This is a genomic window from Parabacteroides sp. ASF519, assembly GCF_000364265.2.
Taxonomy (GTDB): domain Bacteria; phylum Bacteroidota; class Bacteroidia; order Bacteroidales; family Tannerellaceae; genus Parabacteroides; species Parabacteroides goldsteinii.
Genome location: NZ_AQFV02000006.1, coordinates 6,044,503 through 6,062,222, shown reverse-complemented (window position 1 = coordinate 6,062,222; position 17,720 = coordinate 6,044,503). Strand labels below are relative to the sequence as shown.

Here is a 17,720-nt window from a genome sequence, read left to right as displayed (position 1 = left end):
CTGCGTAGCTTTCGGTGGAGAGTTACGCAGTTTTTTTATTACCATATAAGTATTGATATGAACAAACAAGCAAAACTATTTCAAGATCAGGATGTGGCAAATGATGATTTGTCCCTGACTCCTGTTATTAAAAAGAAAGGAAGAACGAAACTTACCGCTGCCCAGTCTGAGTTCAATCGCCTGAACAGGAAGATAAATGAACTAAAGGCAGAAATCACGTTTATTCCTGAGAAGGAACGAAAAATCAGAACTTTCTATCAGGAGCATGCTAAATCTCTATTTGAGAAAGAGACTGCAATGAAATATGATTATCTGATTTATCTGGATGGAATATATGAAGAAGGAAAACTGAGTAAAACGGATCGGAAAACGCTGATAGATCTTATTGCTGCTGAAAGCGAAGGAGTGACTGACTATATGAATGAAGAGCAACGCTCCGTTATTGTTCCCCTCGTTCATAAATATGAGGAACTCTTATCCGGAATGACTCATGAAGAACTGGAAATGGAAGCAGTACAGGATACGTTGTTCGCTATCCAAATGATGGGTTTTAAACTCAATAAGAAAATGAAAAACGCAAAGACGGAAGAGGAACTGCTCAACGCTTTTAATGATTTAATGAAGAATGAGATGGAGAAAATGGAGGCGGCGGAAGAAAAAGAACAACAGAGGCGTGCAGCCAGAGAGGAACAGAAATCGTCGCAGTCCAGAGAAAGGAAAATGACCAAAGCCGAATTGAATCAGAAATTGCAGGAGGAACAAACTTTAAAGTCAATGCGTGAAATATATCTGGAACTGGTGAAGGAACTTCATCCGGACCGGGAAACTGATGAAACATTGCGTGCACAGAAGGAAGAACGGATGAAACAACTGACGGAAGCATATAAACAAAAAGACTTGGCTTCCTTGTTGATGATGCAGATTAACTGGTTGCAGGAAGAATCGGCAAAGACACCTCAATCGCAAACGGATGAGGTTTTGAAACGTTATAATAAGATTCTGCGTGCACAGTTGAATCGCTTGGAAGAAGAATTTTACCTGATTTGTCAGGCTCCTTTATCTGGTGTGGAAAATGCTTATACGCAATTGAGAACTGTTCCTTTGAAAGAGATAGATATTCACCTGGATATTCTTTTATCCCAGCAGAAAAACCTGCTGAAAACAGTGGAAGAGTATATGCAAAGCGTTTCTACACTTACGGGAATGCGAGCTTTTCTGAAAAAATACCGGAAAAAACAAAGAGAAGAAGAGCTTTATGATGACTTTTACTGGGAGGAGGATTAATCTTTTTGTTATCTTTACCCGACAATCTTAAAAGTGCTATTATGCAAACAGTAAATTGTTTTTTGCCTTATGTTTCTCCAGCCATGGTGAAACTGACTGTAGACGAACTCAGGAGTACCGGGCTGGTTAATAAAATATATCTTTTAGCTTCTGATTCATTGCAGGCAGAAGCTTGTGACGGTTGCGAAATCCTGCAGGTCGATACGCTGACCGGTACAAATACTTTGCGTACTATTTGGGAACATGCTGACGAACGGAATGTCTTATTTTATACTGGTACAACTCCTTTGAGGTTCGGACAAAACGGACTGGAGCGGATGCTTTTTGTTGCTGAAAACAGATGTTGTAAAATCGTTTATGCCGATCATTATAAAATATGTAACGGTATTCGGCAGGAACACCCGTTGAACGATTATCAGGAGGGAAGCATACGGGATGATTTTGATTTCGGTCCGTTATTGCTGCTTAATTACGATGAATTGAACTATTATTTCGAATCTCGTAAAAAAATGTTTCCGGAGTATGTCTATGCAGGTTTCTATCTTTACCAGCTCAATGCCTCATTTATGCCGGAGACTATTGTTCATATCCGGGAGTATCTTTATTCTTTTACAGAAGAAGATAATCGGAAAAGTGGCGAGAAACAGTTTGATTATGTGGATCCAAAGAACCGTGAGGTGCAGGAGGAAATGGAATCGGCCTGTACTGTCTATCTGAAATATTTGGGTGCTTTTCTGAAGAAGAAGCCTTTGAAGGTAAAGTTTAAGAAGGAAGGTTTCCCTTGCGAAGCATCTGTGATCATCCCTGTCCGCAACCGCGTCCGTACGATCGAGGATGCGATCCGTTCTGTTTTTAGGCAGCAGACCAATTTTGACTTCAACCTGATCATTGTCGACAATCATTCGACCGACGGGACAACAGAGGTTATTCAGCAGTATGCAGAAGATAAACGTCTGATACACCTGATCCCCGAACGTGACGATCTCGGAATCGGCGGTTGCTGGAATGAGGCGGCTGGGCATCCTTCGTGCGGTAAGTTTTGTGTACAGCTTGACAGTGATGATGTGTATAGCGGTCCCGATACTTTGCAAAAGATTGTGGATGCTTTTTATGCGGAAAGTTGTGCAATGGTGATCGGAACCTATAAAATGACTGATTTCGACCTGAATGAAATAGCGCCCGGCATTATCGACCACCGGGAATGGACGGAAGAGAATGGACGTAATAATGCTTTGCGTATCAATGGACTGGGAGCACCCCGTGCTTTCTATACCCCGATTCTTCGCGAGTTGAAAATGCCGAATGTGAGTTATGGCGAAGATTATGCCATAGGATTGGCTATATCGCGTATTTACCGGATCGGGCGTATTTACGATGTCCTTTATCTCTGCCGCCGTTGGGAGGACAATACCGATGCCGCATTGGATATCCGGAAAACCAACGAACATAATGCCTATAAAGACAGTATCCGAGCCATTGAATTGGGTACCCGAAGAACGTTAAATCAAAAATGATATGATTGATAAGTCTGAAATGAATGAGTTGAGAGAACGCGTAGAAGATCTTCTCGATAACCAGATAAGAGATTGGGAGTTGGTTCGCACGAATACCTATGCTTTGGCAAGCCTTAAGACCCGGTATCTTTACATAAGAGATTTCCCTGTTATATTACAGTTCAATCCGGAGCGTATCCGTTCCTCTGCTGCTAAAACAGACACTGCTTCTTTGCAAGCACGACCGTGTTTTTTCTGTCACCGGCCGGAAGAACAATATGGTATTGATTACAATGATGCTTTCGATATACTGGTTAATCCTTATCCAATCTCCAGCGGACATCTGACGATACCATTGAAGTGGCATGAAGATCAGCAAATTCTTCCTTATTATGAGGATATGCTGTGGTTGGCACACGATCTTCAGGATTATGCCGTCTTTTACAATGGTCCGAAATGTGGAGCCTCTGCACCGGATCACATGCATTTCCAGGCAATGGAACTGGGGAATTTGCCGATTGAAATGAACTATAAAAAGGCTTCCAAGGGTATAGTCTGGGAGGGGCGTAATACGGTTCTTTATGTACTTTACGATTTTATGGCGTCTGCATTTCTGCTGATCTCCAGTGATTTGCGCGAAGCTGACTATGCTTTTAAACAATTATACGCACAACTGGAAATAAAAGAAGGAGATTCTGAACCGATGATGAATGTGGTTACTTGGAAGGATGAGGATAACTGGAAGGATGAGGATAACTGGATATCCTGTATATTCCCTCGTAAGGAATTGCGTCCGTCCTGTTTTTATGCAGAAGGGGATGCCAATATCCTGATCAGTCCGGCAACGGTTGAGATGGCCGGTCTTTTTATCACTCCTTTAGAGAAGGATTTTGATAAGGTGACGTCTGAAGATCTTGAAACTATTTTGCGGGAAGTAAGCATTTCGGAAGAAGAGAAGAATGAAATAGTACGTAAAATGATACAATCTAGCTCGCGAAAATGAAACTATTAACCGGAAAATCCACAATAGCGTCTCCATGGAGCTGGATACCTACGCTTTATTTTGCAGAGGCCCTCCCTTATGTGGCAGTGATGACGATCTCTGTCATCATGTATAAACGTTTGGGGATCAGTAATACAGATATAGCCCTCTATACCAGTTGGCTTTATCTCCCCTGGGTGATCAAACCCTTCTGGAGTCCTTTCGTCGATTTACTGAAGACGAAGCGCTGGTGGGTGGTTACCATGCAGTTCCTGATAGGTGCAGGACTGGCGGGTATTGCTTTTACTATTCCGATGGATTATTCTTTTCAGCTGACTTTGGCTATATTCTGGTTGGTGGCGTTTAGTTCTGCTACGCATGATATTGCGGCTGACGGTTTCTATATGTTAGCGCTGGATTCGCATGACCAGGCTTTTTATGTCGGGATACGAAGTACATTTTACCGTATCGCAACTATTGCCGGACAAGGTCTGTTGGTGATGCTGGCTGGTGCTTTGGAAGAAAGTACCGGAAAGATACCGCTGGCCTGGTCGGTTACATTTTTGATCCTGGCAGGTTTGTTTATCGGGTTATGCCTGTATCATAAATATATATTGCCGACACCCGAATCGGACAGACCGGCTGTTGCTGTGACGGCTTCTACCCTGTTTAAAGAATTCTTTGCTACATTTGTTTCGTTTTTTAAGAAGAAACAGGCCTTGATTGCGATCCTGTTTATGCTGTTATACCGTTTCCCGGAAGCACAGCTGGTAAAACTGGTCACTCCTTTCCTGATTGATCCGCGTGATGTTGGAGGACTCGGATTATCAACGGCAGAGATCGGTTTTGTTTATGGTACGATCGGGATTATCGGACTGACCTTAGGCGGGATCATCGGTGGAATTGTTGCGGCACAAGGCGGACTGAAGAAATGGCTTTGGCCGATGGCGCTGGCAATTACTTTGCCGGATCTGGTCTTTATTTACCTGAGCAGTGCCCTGCCGGAGAATCTGCTTATCATAAATGTATGTGTCTTTATTGAGCAGTTTGGGTATGGATTCGGCTTTACGGCTTATATGCTGTTCCTTATTTATTTCTCAGAGGGTGAACATAAGACGGCTCATTATGCCATCTGTACGGCATTTATGGCTTTAGGTATGATGCTGCCGGGAATGATTGCCGGATGGTTGCAGGAGCAGTTGGGATATGAGCACTTTTTCTGGTGGGTGATGGGATGCTGCCTGATCACTTTGGCAGTGACGGCTTTCCTGAAGATAGATCCTGCATTTGGCAAAAAAGACAGACGTATTGATTGATTTTATAATAAAGTGAAATATGATATTGATAGCTGATAGTGGGTCCACGAAGACTGATTGGTGTGTAGTGGAGAATGGTGAATTTATCCTCCGTTTCAAAACACGGGGCATGAATCCTTTTTTTCAGACAGAAGAGGAAATCGGGAAGGAGATAGAAGCCGGCCTGTTACCTTCTCTAAAAGATTTCGAACCTTCAGCTATTTATTTTTACGGAGCAGGATGTGCTTTCCCGGAGAAGAATAATATGATCAGGCGGGCCGTCAACCGGTATCTGTCTGTTCCGGTTGAGGTAGGGAGCGACTTGCTTGCGGCTGCCCGTGCCCTGTGCGGAGATCAGCCGGGGATTGCCTGCATTATGGGAACCGGTTCCAACTCTTGTTATTATGATGGCAGGGAGATTGTAAAGAATGTCTCTCCTCTGGGATTTATCCTGGGCGATGAGGGGAGTGGTGCGGTATTGGGGAAATTATTGATTGGTGATGTCTTGAAAGACCAGTTGTCTCCGGCCCTGAAAGATCAGTTTCTGACACAATATGAGTTGACCCCGGCCCTGATTATGGACAAGGTTTACCGGCAGCCTTTCCCTAACCGTTTTCTGGCAGGATTTTCTCCTTTTATACGGGAGCATCTGGATGAACCGGCTATCTGGGAGTTGGTTACCCGTAGTTTTCTGGCTTTTTTTACCCGGAATGTGAAACAGTACGATTATTTTGAACTGCCTGTCCACCTGGTAGGTTCGGTAGCCTGGTATTATCAGGATATATTGAAGGAGATCGCGTTTGATTTGGGAATCCGTTTGGGGACGATCGCCCGAAGTCCGATGGAAGGACTGATTGCATATCATGGTCAATCAACGTTTTGATATCTGATAGATCGTATTTATCTTTGTTGTGTTTGTAATCTTATATTTAATAAATTCTCAAGATGAAAAAAGTGTTATTCTCATTCTGCTTCCTTCTGGTATTGCTGGTAGGAAGTTCGTTAAGGCTGGAGGCTCAGCCGGCTCAGAAATTGGTCAATGTGGTGGTATCTCCGGATCGGACAGACTGGAAATATAAACAAAAGGAGGAAGTTACTTTTACCGTTCAGGTCTTTAGGAATGAAAATCTCCTGAAAGACGTGGTGGTTGATTATGAAGTGGGACCGGAGTATTTCCCCGTAAAGAAGGAAGCGGATGTACTTTTGAAAAATGGTAAAACAACATTAAAAGGCTCCATGAATGAACCTGGTTTTTTGCGTTGTAAGGTCATAGCAAAAGTAGATGGTCGCAATTATGAAGGAATGGCCACGGTTGCCGTAGACGAAGAAAGAATCCGGCCGACAACCGCTGATCCGAAAGATTTCGACAGTTTCTGGAAGCAGGCGATTGAAGATGCCCGTAAAACGTCTCTGGACCCTAAAATGGTGTTGATGCCGGAAAGATGTACGTCTACGCAAAACGTTTATCATGTCAGTTTTCAGAATGAGCGTCCGGGTTCCCGTATGTATGGTATTCTGGTTGTCCCCAAAAAGGAAGGGGTATATCCGGCTATCCTCCAGGTTCCGGGTGCCGGTATCCGTCCGTATAACGGCATGAATTTAGGGGATGATGTTATCACATTAGAGATCGGAATTCATGGGATTCCGGTAAATATGCCACAAGAAGTATATAACAACCTGGCATCCGGTGCTTTGAACGGCTATCCCGGGATCAATAAGAATGATCGTGACACCCATTATTACAAACGGGTGTATCTCGGTTGTGTGAGAGCGGTGGATTTTATTTTCTCTTTACCTGAATTTGACGGTTCGACTGTCGGTGTAACCGGTGGTAGTCAGGGAGGAGCGCTTTCTATCGTTACGGCAGGATTGGATCCGCGTATTAAGTTTCTGGCAGCATTCTATCCGGCCTTATGTGATTATGCCGGTTATTTACACCAGCGTGCCGGTGGCTGGCCTCATTATTACCGGAATGCAAAACCTGGTCCGAATGAGGTGGAGACATTAGCTTATTTTGATGTGGTTAATTTTGCCCGTCGTGTAAATGCACCGGGGTGGTATAGCTGGGGATATAATGATGTGACTTGTCCTCCAACTTCCATGTATTCCGCTTATAATGTCATTCCGGGAGCAAAAGAACTGCATCTTTATCTGGAAACCGGTCACTGGACTTATCCGGAACAAAATATGGCACGGTTCCAATGGTTGAAAGAAATGTATAAGTAAGAAGAGGTTCGCAGACATAAATTTTGTTAGTTTTGTATCTGTTTAGCAACATACATAATACATATTTAATATGTCGTTTACTAAGATAACAGAGCAAGACTCATTATATAATAATCTGGAAAGCAAGTCGGTCCGCGAATTACTGGACGATATAAATACGGAAGACCAGAAAGTTGCGTCAGCAGTCCGGAAAACGATACCTAAAGTTGAAGAACTTGTATTACAGATCGTCCCCCGGATGAAACAAGGGGGACGTATCTTTTATCTGGGTGCCGGCACAAGCGGACGTCTGGGCGTACTCGATGCTTCGGAGATCCCCCCTACTTTCGGAATGCCGCCAACCCTGGTGATCGGACTGATTGCGGGTGGAGACAAAGCGCTTCGTAATCCGGTAGAAAATGCGGAAGATGATCTGAATCGCGGTTGGGAGGAATTGCAGGAGCACCATATCACAACAAAAGATACAGTAATCGGTATTGCCGCATCCGGAACGACTCCCTATGTAATAGGAGCTTTGCGCAAGGCACGTGAGCAAGGAATCCTGACAGCTTCCATTTCCAGTAATCCGGATTCTCCGATGGCAGCGGAGGCAGATGTAGCCATTGAAATGATCGTAGGTCCGGAGTTTGTTACCGGTAGTTCGCGAATGAAATCCGGAACAGGGCAAAAGATGATCCTGAACATGATCTCTACTTCGGTAATGATCCAACTGGGACGTGTAAAAGGCAACCGGATGGTAAATATGCAACTTACCAACCAGAAACTGATCGACCGTGGGACACGGATGTTGATGAACGAACTAAACCTTGGCTACATTGAGTCTTACCATCTGCTGCTTATGCATGGATCCGTAAAGGAAGCGATAGATGCTTATCGTGCAGGGAAATTGTGATATGATAGTATGAGGGTGCGAAACAAAAGCAAGAGAAAATGGATTTATCGATACTTTTCTTATCTTTGTCTTAGAGATATGAGATAAAGATGGAAGGTTTGACTGTATTTTTTCTTTCATTATTATGTGTTTATAGTTCGTATTAATAGAAATATCATATGGTCCGAAACTCGCAAGACCTCAAAAATGAAACTACACTTTGGGAACTTTTCCGTAATGGAGAGGAGAGTGCCTTTTCTGCGCTCTTTGAATTGACATCGGATAAATTATACAGATATGGGACAAAGTTTGTCAGCGATGAAGAGTCAGTGAAGGACTGCATTCAGGAGTTATTCATTAAACTGTATGAGAACCGACAACAACTTCCGGCTTTATCCAATCCTCTGTTTTACTTGTTCAGTTCATTGAAAAATTTATTGATAGACATGATCCGTCATAACCAGCGGATGGTCTATATTTCGCCGGAAGAATTACCTTTCCATGTACAATTTGCATTTGGACAGGAGGAGGATGAGGAACCGGATGAAAGTATAAAAGCCCGGTTTGAAGAAGTCCTCAGTCTTTTGTCTGATCGTCAGAAAGAAGCGATTTATTTGCGTTTTCAGGCGGAAATGTCGTATGATGAAATATCCCAGTTGCTGGGAATTAATAATCAGTCAGCCCGTAACATTGTTCACCGTGCAATGGAAAAAATTAGAAGTTGTCTGAATATGGATACTCTTATCATCTTGTTTTTGAGCTCGTTAAATTGATTGCTTAATTTATTTCTGATTTTTTCTCTTTTGAGTGAGTACAAAACGCGCCTCATTTTCGTTTCCCTAATGAATACATAACAGACTATAATAGGATGAACAACTCGGAAGAAAATAAAAAAAGTTCGGAAGAAGATCTTCGGTTATTGAAACGGAAGATCAGAGTGGTTGATGAAGGACTTTCTTCAGAAGCTAAAGCTGAATTGTGGACAAAAATAGAATCTGCTATCCGTCGTCCGAAACGTATGTCTGTCTCTTTCTCTATGTTCCTGCGTTATGTTGCTGTTGTAGCAATATTGTGTATTGCTACCTATTATATATATACCGGTTTATCTCCCCGGGAAGAGATCGATTATAACAGCATTCTTTCCAATACTCAATTACCGGATGATGCCTCGAATAATGTGATGGTGATTTTAGGCGATAAAGATAAAATAGAGTTTGAAGACAAAGATGTACAAGTATCCCATGATGAGGATGGGAATATGCGTGTGAATCAGAAGCAGATAGATTTGCCGGAACCATCGAGGCGTGAATACAACCAACTGATCGTTCCGCATGGAAAAACAACCCGTGTGACATTGAGCGATGGTTCCGCTATTTGGGCAAATTCCGGAACGAAACTGGTTTATCCGGCAGTATTTGCGTCCGACAGACGGGAGATATATGTGGAAGGTGAAATTTATCTGGAGGTAGCACGTAATGAAAAGTATCCGTTTGTGGTAAAAACGGATATGATGGAAGTGAATGTTCTGGGAACATCATTTAATGTATCTGCCTATAAAAATGACAAACAACAGTTCGTCGCTTTGGCGACAGGTTCTGTTGCGGTTAAAGTGGCTAATAAAAAGAATACGACAACCATTAAGCCTAATCAACTCTATACTTTGGAGAAGAGTACTTTTGCGACTCGGATAGAGGATGCGGATATATATGAATATATCTGTTGGAAAGACGGTTTCCTTATTTTTCATAATGAATCGTTGGCTGATGTCCTGAAGAAAATAGAAAGATATTATAATGTAGTCCTGACTTTTGATCCTGCGGAAATCAGTAAAGTGACGGTAAGCGGAAAACTGGATTTAAAGTCGGATATCAGGGAAACTTTCCGGATTATATCTATCACGGCGCCGATAGAATATGATAAAGAAGGTGATGTAATAAAGATTAGTGTTAAACAATAAAAAACGGAATACCATGGGATAGAAAAGACATAAAAAAGAAAACCGGAAAGTACTGGTCCTACTTTCCGGTTAAGTTCAAATTAAAAAAGCTTTACTAAAAACATTTTTTAATCTAAAAACATATACAAAGGTATGAAATTAATCACAAATCCCCGGAATTCTTGTAAAGAATTTCGGAAAGTACTTCATATTATGAGAATTACTTTGTTACTCTTGCTGTTTGTAACATATGGTTGGGCGAACGAAGCAACGTATGCCCAGGTTACGGAAATCCATCTGTCTTCAGGAAATAAAACCCTGCAAGAAGTATTCAGCGAAATTGAAGGAAAAACCGAATTTATTTTCTTTTATAATGACAATGCGATTGACTTGTCTAAAAAAGTCCATGTGGAAAAGTCTCACGGTTCTATAAATGAGATTCTGGATAACCTGCTGGAAGGATCCGGGGCGGATTATAAAATTGTAGATCGTCAAGTCATTTTTTATAAGAAGAAACAGGATCCTGAAGTCCGGCTGCCTCAGGCTGTTGTGGAAAAAAAGCAGATAACAGGACTTGTATTGGATGAACATAAATTGCCGGTTATCGGTGCTAATGTGGTGGAAAAAGGTACGACAAATGGGACTGTTACCGATCTGGATGGAAAATTTACTTTGGCAGTACAGGACAATGCTGTTTTGCTGGTCTCTTATATCGGTTATATTACGCAGGAAATCCCGGTAAAAGGCAACCGCCAGCTTAATATTACGCTACAGGAAGATTCTAAAAGTCTGGATGAAGTCGTGGTTGTCGGATATGGCACGCAGAAAAAAGTGAATTTAACCGGCTCTGTCGATGTAATCACGGAAGAGGTATTGGCAAACCGTTCGGCTCCAACCATGTCCCAGTTGATCCAGGGAGCTTCTCCTAACCTGAATATCAGTATGAATAGTCTGGGTGGTGAACCAGGTGCTGCACGGACATGGAATATCCGTGGTACCGGTTCATTGGCAGGTAACCAGTCTCCGTTGGTTCTGGTCGATGGAGTGGAAACTAATATTGACACTGTGGATCCGGAGTCTATTGAAAGTATATCTGTTCTGAAAGATGCTTCGGCTTCAGCGATATATGGTTCGCGTGCGCCTTTCGGGGTTATATTGGTAACGACTAAGAGAGGGAAAAAGAATCAGGAAATGCATATACAGTATAATAATAACCTGTCTTTTGCTTCTCCGTTGAATATTCCGCATTTTGTGGATGCTTTGACTTGGGTTACGGCATATAACCAGATACAGGCAAACTCCGGATTGGCTCCGATCTATCCGGATGCGCAGGTGCAGCGTGTGAAAGATTATATGGCTGGGACGTATAAGCCGGAATATAATCTGGAGAGTCCGCCTGCAAGTATCTGGAGAGGTAGATGGGAAGGTAATGCGAATTATGACTGGCCTTCGATGTATTATAAGAAATCGGCTTTTTCGCAAAAGCACAATATCAATATAGAAGGCGGAGGGGAGAAAACGCAATATTATGTTTCTGCCGGATATCTGGATCAGGGTGGTCTATATAAATGGGGGGATGATAAATACCAGCGTTATAATGTGATGGCCAATATATCTTCGGAAATCAAGAAATGGCTGCGTTTTGATTTCAGTTCCAAATATTCCCGTTCAGAGATAGATCGTCCGTTAGGTATTGTAGGACAGTCTCAGGGGTATATTTTACGTTCTTTCCTGTCTTTCGGACCCCTGATGCCTATGTATAATGAAGATGGTACGATCAGTAACCCGTTGGTCCGTGCTTTGCAGAGTAACGGACGTGAACGTAAGGAAAATCATGATTTGGGATTGACGCTTCGTGGTGAGATCGAATCGATAGCAGGATGGAAGACCAGTATTTCATATAACTATAATTATGGTGGCAGTTCCAATATACAGAACCCCAAGCCGGTTCAGGTTCAGAACCCGAATGGTTCGATCGGAAATATCGGTGCTCCGGAAAGTGGTTCTGTGGAACAACTGGCTTATTCCTATTATACGCTTGCCAACGGGATCACTTCGTATGAGAAGACATGGAAAGACCATTATTTCAAAGTATTATTCGGATATGAAAGGGAAACGAGTTATTTCCGTGGTTTGTATGGTTCAAAGATGCAATTGATCACGGAAGAAGTACCTTCGATCAATACGGCATTAGGTAATGTGACCTTGTCGGATGAAATCACGCATTGGGCGACAGAAGGTTATTTCGGACGTGTTAATTATAATTATAAAGAGAAATATCTGTTTGAATTCAGTGCACGTTATAATGGCTCTTCCCGTTTTGCAAAGAATTCGAGATGGGGCTTTTTCCCTTCCGTTTCAGTCGGATATAATATTTCGAAAGAAGATTTCTGGAATCCGGTGGAACCTTATATGAATTCTTTGAAGTTACGTGCTTCATACGGTTCATTGGGCAACCAGAATGTCGCTAACTATCTGTATCTTTCCACAGTTCCTGTTAATAGGGATTTACCGCATATAATCGGAAACTCGTTGCCTATATATGCAACAGTTCCCGGTATTGTTCCAAATGACTTGACCTGGGAGACTGTGACTACATTGAACATTGGTGCAGATATGGGTTTCCTCAATAATCGTCTTGGAGTTGTTTTTGATTGGTATAACAGGGTGACCAGCGATATGTTCGGACCGGCTGAAAGTGTTCCTGCCGTATTGGGAACAAGTATTCCTTACAGTAATAATGCCAAGTTGTCTACCAAAGGTTTTGAACTGACAGTAAGTTGGCGTGACCATATCACTTCGGACTTGTCTTATAATGTCGCTTTCAGCTTGGGAGACAGCCGTTCTACGATCCTTAAATACAAAAATGACAGCGGACGTATCGATGACTGGTATGAAGGTAAAAAAGTAGGAGAGATATGGGGATTTGTAACAGACGGTATCATACAATCGGAAGGTGAACCGATGCCCGACCAGTCCAAATATTACAATACCTGGGGGCCTGGTGATATGAAATATAAAGACCTGGACGGTAATAATATTCTGGATGACGGTGCAAGGACATTGAATGATCATGGCGACCTGAAAGTGATCGGTAACCATACCCCCCGTTTCAATTATGGTATTACGGCCGGTTTGACATGGAAAGATTTTGATTTCAATATGTTTTGGCAAGGCATCGGTAAACGGGATTATCTGGCAAATGTAAGCTTGAACCGGTTTTACGGAGTTGTGATAGGCGGAACGCCCGGATCAGAATCTGCATTGTTCAGTAACAGTCCGGCTTTGGACTATTGGCGTCCGGCTGATGAGCAAAGTGCATTGGGACCTAATACCGATGCTTATTTTCCGAAGCCTTATTTTACATATGAGTTGGAGAAAAATCGTTTGCCTCAGTCAAGATATGTGCTTAATGCCAGTTATTTACGTCTGAAGAATCTTCAATTAGGTTATACGGTTCCGAAACATATTTCCAGAAAATTGTTCTTGCAGCGAATACGTATCTATGTATCCGGAGAAAATCTGCTGACAATAACAAAGTTACCCGATTCTCTGGAGCCGGAGACAACGGTTGCATCCGATCCGACTTTGGGAGGAGGAAATAAAGAAAATGCAGGTGCCATCTATCCGATATCGAGAAACTATTCATTTGGAATTAATCTAACCTTTTAAATCTACAGAGTTATGAAACAGAATAAATTGACAATTATATTTTTCTCTTTGCTGGTTGCTTTGGCTTTTACGGCATGTAATGATGATTTGTTGGAGAAACATCCTTTGGACGAGGTCTCTTCTGCCGATTTTTTCAAGCAACCGTCTGATATGGAGATTTATGTGAACCAGTTTTATACGAATGCATTATTGCCTGTGTATTATGGACCGGTACTGGGAACCAAATATCGGGGTGGAGGTGATGATTTCAATAGTGATAATATGATCATCGGCAGCCTGATAGATCCCCGTTTGATGGGAAGTCGTACGGTCGGTTATGAAGGGCGTGTCCGTTGGGATTTTTCGGAAGTAAGATCTGTAAATTACTTTTTTGATAATTACCATAAATGTGAAAGCGATTTCAATAGCTACAAACAGTATGTGGGAGAGGCTTATTTCTTCCGTGCGTTGATTTATTTCCAGTTGTTACAGACATTCGGGGATGTGCCGGTAATAACAAAGACGTTGAATACGGATTCCCCGGAATTGTATGAACCCCGTACACCTCGCAATCAGGTTGCCGACCGTATTATTCAGGATCTTGATTCTGCGGCTTTCCTGATGTCTGACCTGAAAACCGATGGTGTGTCACGCATCAATAAATGGATGGCGTTGGCAGTTCAATCCAGAGTAGCCCTGTATGAAGGAACCTGGGAGAAATATCATGCGAATGACGACTTCAAGGCACAGGAATCCAATCCGGAGAAATATCTGAGAAAAGCGGTTGAAGCAGCTACCCTGGTTATGAATTCAGGATTATTTGAAATCTATTCGACAGGGAACCCGGAGAAGGATTATAATGATTTGTTCGCTCAACGGGATTATTCGTCCAATCCGGAGGTTCTGTTGTGGAAAAAGTTCTCGACGGCTTTAAATATCAATAACAATAAGAACTATCAGTTGGAATATCCTAATGATAAATCGATAACGAAAGATCTGGCGGATGCTTATCTGTGTAAAGATGGGAAACCGATCAAAGTAAGTCCTTTGTATCAAGGAGATAATACATTGATGGATGAAATGCAGGATCGTGACCCCCGGTTTAAACAGACTATATTTACGCCGGAGGCTCCCTGGATGATTGACGAGACAAGTACGACTTACTGGAAAGACGTATATGACCAGGTCAATACGAATACGAAGTTTAATGCACCTTCCGGTTATGTATTGCGTAAAGGATATGATCCGAGAATGGAATATCATAGTTTGAATTATGAAGAAACTCCTTCTGTCGTATATCGTTATGCGGAAGTGTTACTGAACTATGCGGAAGCCAAAGCAGAACTTGGTGAACTTACACAGAATGACATTGATATATCCGTTAAAAAACTCCGTGACCGGGTAGGGATGCCTAATTTAATTATATCGGAAATTGTATCTGACCCGGAATGGGACTTTCCTTCCCTTTCTCCTGTTATCAATGAAATCAGGAGAGAACGGCGTGTGGAACTGGCTTCCGAAGGTTTCCGGTGGGATGATATAGCCCGTTGGGCTGCCGCGGAGGAGCTGATTGTTGGTAAAAGACCAAAAGGTGCTAAGGCTAATCAGTTCACGGATTTTTATCCGGTTGATGAAAAGGGATATCTCGATCCGTTCAAAGGGTCGCTTCCTGACGGATACAGGTTTGATCTGAAGAGAGATTATCTGAATCCGATCCCGGAATCTCAGATCGTATTAAATCCGAATTTGAAGCAGAATCCGGGCTGGCAGACTAACTGAGGCTTATAATAAATCTATTAGGGTGATACGCTGATATATTGGGGAAGCTATGTCGCCGGTCCCGTTGTGAGGGGACCGGAACATAGTTTATCCGGAATCACTATGGCCGGAAAATAATAAAGATTATCTAATTTAGAAAATAGAATGAGACCATGAAAACTAATCGAAGAGATTTTTTGAAAGGTATGGCTGCGGTTCCCTTTTTGGGTTATTTTGCAGTTGGAGCAAAAGGTAATATTACAACAGAACTGGAAAGGATACAGAACGATTATCTCTCTACCTTGAAAATAGACCATCTGTCTGCTCCGGAAGATAAGTTAAGACCTCCTACGGGAAATAACAGTAATGTTGTTCGGTTTGGTGTGATCGGTAATGGTTGGCGTGGTGATCAGCTGTTGAATTCTATGGGTTTTGTCTCTTCGAAGTATGTGGAAGATAATACGATTAATGGTAAGTATACCAAAAGGCTTCAGGATCTGTTGGATGAGGAGGACTTGTACGTCGATTTTGCCGGAGTTTGTGATACTTTCGATGCTCATGCGAAAAGAGGATATGAGATATCATTGAATAAAGTACGGCGGGGAGGTGATAAAAGAGAACATAGGCCGGCTAAAGTATTTCCTACTTACCGGGAGATGATAGCCAGTGATGAAATAGATGCTGTAATTATTGCTACTCCTGACCATACGCATGCCCGGATTGCTATAGATGCTGCAAAAGCGGGAAAGCATGTCTATCTGGAAAAACCGATGACACACACCATTGAGGAGGCTTTGGAGTTAAGGGAAGTGATTAAATCGACAGGTGTTATTTTCCAGTTAGGACACGAAAATCGTCAGCAAATGAGTTTCAAGATAGCTAATGAACTGTATAGAAAAGGTGCATTAGGAGTCGTTTCATTGGTGCAGACATATACCAACAAGAATGATCTGAATGGTGCCTGGATACGGACAAGGGAATTTGACCATTTGGGTAATCCGGATACAATTAATTGGAAAGAATTTCTGGGTAAAGCTCCCTGGGTTGAGTTTGACCCGAAGCGATATTTTAACTGGCAGCGATATAGTGATTACGGGACCGGAGTTACCGGAAATGATTTTACCCATAAATATGATTGTGTTAATCAGGTGTTGGAACTGGGGATACCGGATACTGTCGTAGCTTTAGGCGGACAATATTATTATAAAGGACACGGAGATATGCCGGATTTGTTCAGTGCAATCTTTACCTATCCGGAAAGGGGACTCACTATGACATATGACAGTACGCTGAAGAGTGGAATTTATCGTCAGTCCCATATTTTGGGTTCGGAGGTGACAATGGATATAGATAATGCGATTATGATGTATAAGGATACTTACTCGGAGCGATACAAAGAACATGCGATAAGCTCAGACGATCCCATGTATTATTATGAACCGTGTGCTGATGTGGACGCAATATCTTCGGCCACGGCCAAGACTTACCTGAAAAGTGGTTATGGTCCGACCTATATCGACGGGAAAGTCATTGACGCCACTTTCCTGCATCTGAAAGAATGGATCGATGCTATTCGAGGATTCGGAACTACCAGTTGTGGGATCGATGTCGGGTTCGAAGAGGCGGTCACTTTTAATCTGGCAAATCTGGCTTATGAACACCGGCGACCTGTTCATTGGGATAAAGTGAATGAGAAAGTCATAATCGAATAAACTTATTATCAATCGATATATCATGGAAAAAGAAATAAAATATTCAACAGGCCAGTTATGGGCTCTTACGTTGTTACGTGTATTGATCGGCTGGCATTTTTTGTATGAAGGATTGATCAAATTTTATACTCCGGGCTGGACTGCCAAAGCCTATTTACAAAATACGACAGGTCCGTTTGCTCCCTTGTTTAAAAGCATGACTGAGTCGGAAACCGTACTGCGTTGTGTGGATTTGATGAATGAATGGGGCTGATTCTGCTGGGATTGGGATTGTTTCTGGGAATATGTTCCAGATATTGTAAGATATTCGGGATCGTACTACTGTTATTCTATTATCTGGCTTATCCCCCGTTTGCAAGCTTGGGAGTAAATGTTCATGTAGAGGGAAGTTATTGGGTCGTAAATAAGAATCTGATCGAAATGGCTGCTTTGTTTCTGCTTTGCTGGTTCCCTTCCAGCCATATCACAGGACTTGATTATTTTGTCCGGCGGTTCAGATTCAAATAGGAGGC

At 42.4% G+C, this 17,720-nt stretch carries 14 protein-coding genes; all 14 read left to right on the top strand.

Annotated elements, in window-relative coordinates; all coding sequences use genetic code 11:
* Positions 1–57: 57 nt before the first annotated feature.
* Complete coding sequence (locus tag C825_RS24355) at positions 58–1,284, top strand: J domain-containing protein (protein ID WP_007654281.1); 1,227 nt, start codon at positions 58–60, stop codon at positions 1,282–1,284.
* Positions 1,285–1,325: 41 nt separating this feature from the next.
* A complete protein-coding gene (locus tag C825_RS24350; protein ID WP_010800521.1) occupies positions 1,326–2,798 on the top strand; it encodes a glycosyltransferase family 2 protein in 1,473 nt (490 codons plus the stop codon).
* 1 nt (position 2,799) lies between these two features.
* Entirely contained in the window at positions 2,800–3,780 is a 981-nt protein-coding gene (locus C825_RS24345) for a DUF4922 domain-containing protein (RefSeq protein WP_010800520.1), read from the top strand.
* On the top strand, positions 3,777–5,075 hold the full coding sequence (locus tag C825_RS24340) for an MFS transporter (RefSeq protein WP_007654276.1): 1,299 nt from the start codon (positions 3,777–3,779) through the stop codon (positions 5,073–5,075). The genes C825_RS24345 and C825_RS24340 overlap by 4 nt, the downstream gene beginning before the upstream one ends.
* A 19-nt stretch (positions 5,076–5,094) precedes the next feature.
* Positions 5,095–5,937, top strand: coding sequence for a hypothetical protein (locus C825_RS24335; protein ID WP_010800519.1), 843 nt, complete (start codon positions 5,095–5,097; stop codon positions 5,935–5,937).
* A gap of 62 nt (positions 5,938–5,999) precedes the next feature.
* Positions 6,000–7,280, top strand: a complete 1,281-nt coding sequence (locus C825_RS24330) for an acetylxylan esterase (RefSeq protein ID WP_007654269.1) — start codon at positions 6,000–6,002, stop codon at positions 7,278–7,280.
* 70 nt (positions 7,281–7,350) lie between these two features.
* Positions 7,351–8,172, top strand: a complete 822-nt coding sequence (gene murQ, locus C825_RS24325) for an N-acetylmuramic acid 6-phosphate etherase (RefSeq protein ID WP_010800518.1) — start codon at positions 7,351–7,353, stop codon at positions 8,170–8,172.
* A gap of 158 nt (positions 8,173–8,330) precedes the next feature.
* Positions 8,331–8,924 carry an RNA polymerase sigma factor gene (locus tag C825_RS24320; RefSeq protein WP_007654267.1) on the top strand — a complete coding sequence of 198 codons (594 nt, stop codon included), beginning with the start codon at positions 8,331–8,333 and terminating at the stop codon, positions 8,922–8,924.
* A gap of 95 nt (positions 8,925–9,019) precedes the next feature.
* Positions 9,020–10,108, top strand: a complete 1,089-nt coding sequence (locus C825_RS24315) for a FecR family protein (protein ID WP_010800517.1) — start codon at positions 9,020–9,022, stop codon at positions 10,106–10,108.
* A gap of 192 nt (positions 10,109–10,300) precedes the next feature.
* Positions 10,301–13,759, top strand: coding sequence for a TonB-dependent receptor (locus tag C825_RS24310; RefSeq protein ID WP_228100151.1), 3,459 nt, complete (start codon positions 10,301–10,303; stop codon positions 13,757–13,759).
* Positions 13,760–13,771: 12 nt separating this feature from the next.
* Positions 13,772–15,517 (top strand): RagB/SusD family nutrient uptake outer membrane protein, encoded by a 1,746-nt coding sequence (locus tag C825_RS24305; protein WP_007654249.1) that lies wholly within the window; start codon positions 13,772–13,774, stop codon positions 15,515–15,517.
* A 152-nt stretch (positions 15,518–15,669) separates the two neighbouring features.
* Positions 15,670–17,208 carry a Gfo/Idh/MocA family protein gene (locus tag C825_RS24300; RefSeq protein WP_010800515.1) on the top strand — a complete coding sequence of 513 codons (1,539 nt, stop codon included), beginning with the start codon at positions 15,670–15,672 and terminating at the stop codon, positions 17,206–17,208.
* Between the two features lie 22 nt (positions 17,209–17,230).
* The gene (locus C825_RS24295) at positions 17,231–17,461 is read left to right on the top strand and encodes a hypothetical protein (RefSeq protein WP_250690618.1); all 231 of its coding nucleotides are present in this window, start codon (positions 17,231–17,233) and stop codon (positions 17,459–17,461) included.
* Complete coding sequence (locus C825_RS24290) at positions 17,452–17,715, top strand: hypothetical protein (RefSeq protein ID WP_250690617.1); 264 nt, start codon at positions 17,452–17,454, stop codon at positions 17,713–17,715. Before C825_RS24295 ends, C825_RS24290 begins: the two co-directional genes overlap by 10 nt.
* Positions 17,716–17,720: the final 5 nt, after the last annotated feature.

Coding starts and splice junctions, on each gene's coding strand:
- C825_RS24355 (WP_007654281.1), top strand. CDS start 58: ATGAACAAACAAGCAAAACTATTTCAAGATCAGGATGTGGCAAATGAT.
- C825_RS24350 (WP_010800521.1), top strand. CDS start 1,326: ATGCAAACAGTAAATTGTTTTTTGCCTTATGTTTCTCCAGCCATGGTG.
- C825_RS24345 (WP_010800520.1), top strand. CDS start 2,800: ATGATTGATAAGTCTGAAATGAATGAGTTGAGAGAACGCGTAGAAGAT.
- C825_RS24340 (WP_007654276.1), top strand. CDS start 3,777: ATGAAACTATTAACCGGAAAATCCACAATAGCGTCTCCATGGAGCTGG.
- C825_RS24335 (WP_010800519.1), top strand. CDS start 5,095: ATGATATTGATAGCTGATAGTGGGTCCACGAAGACTGATTGGTGTGTA.
- C825_RS24330 (WP_007654269.1), top strand. CDS start 6,000: ATGAAAAAAGTGTTATTCTCATTCTGCTTCCTTCTGGTATTGCTGGTA.
- murQ (WP_010800518.1), top strand. CDS start 7,351: ATGTCGTTTACTAAGATAACAGAGCAAGACTCATTATATAATAATCTG.
- C825_RS24320 (WP_007654267.1), top strand. CDS start 8,331: ATGGTCCGAAACTCGCAAGACCTCAAAAATGAAACTACACTTTGGGAA.
- C825_RS24315 (WP_010800517.1), top strand. CDS start 9,020: ATGAACAACTCGGAAGAAAATAAAAAAAGTTCGGAAGAAGATCTTCGG.
- C825_RS24310 (WP_228100151.1), top strand. CDS start 10,301: ATGAGAATTACTTTGTTACTCTTGCTGTTTGTAACATATGGTTGGGCG.
- C825_RS24305 (WP_007654249.1), top strand. CDS start 13,772: ATGAAACAGAATAAATTGACAATTATATTTTTCTCTTTGCTGGTTGCT.
- C825_RS24300 (WP_010800515.1), top strand. CDS start 15,670: ATGAAAACTAATCGAAGAGATTTTTTGAAAGGTATGGCTGCGGTTCCC.
- C825_RS24295 (WP_250690618.1), top strand. CDS start 17,231: ATGGAAAAAGAAATAAAATATTCAACAGGCCAGTTATGGGCTCTTACG.
- C825_RS24290 (WP_250690617.1), top strand. CDS start 17,452: ATGGGGCTGATTCTGCTGGGATTGGGATTGTTTCTGGGAATATGTTCC.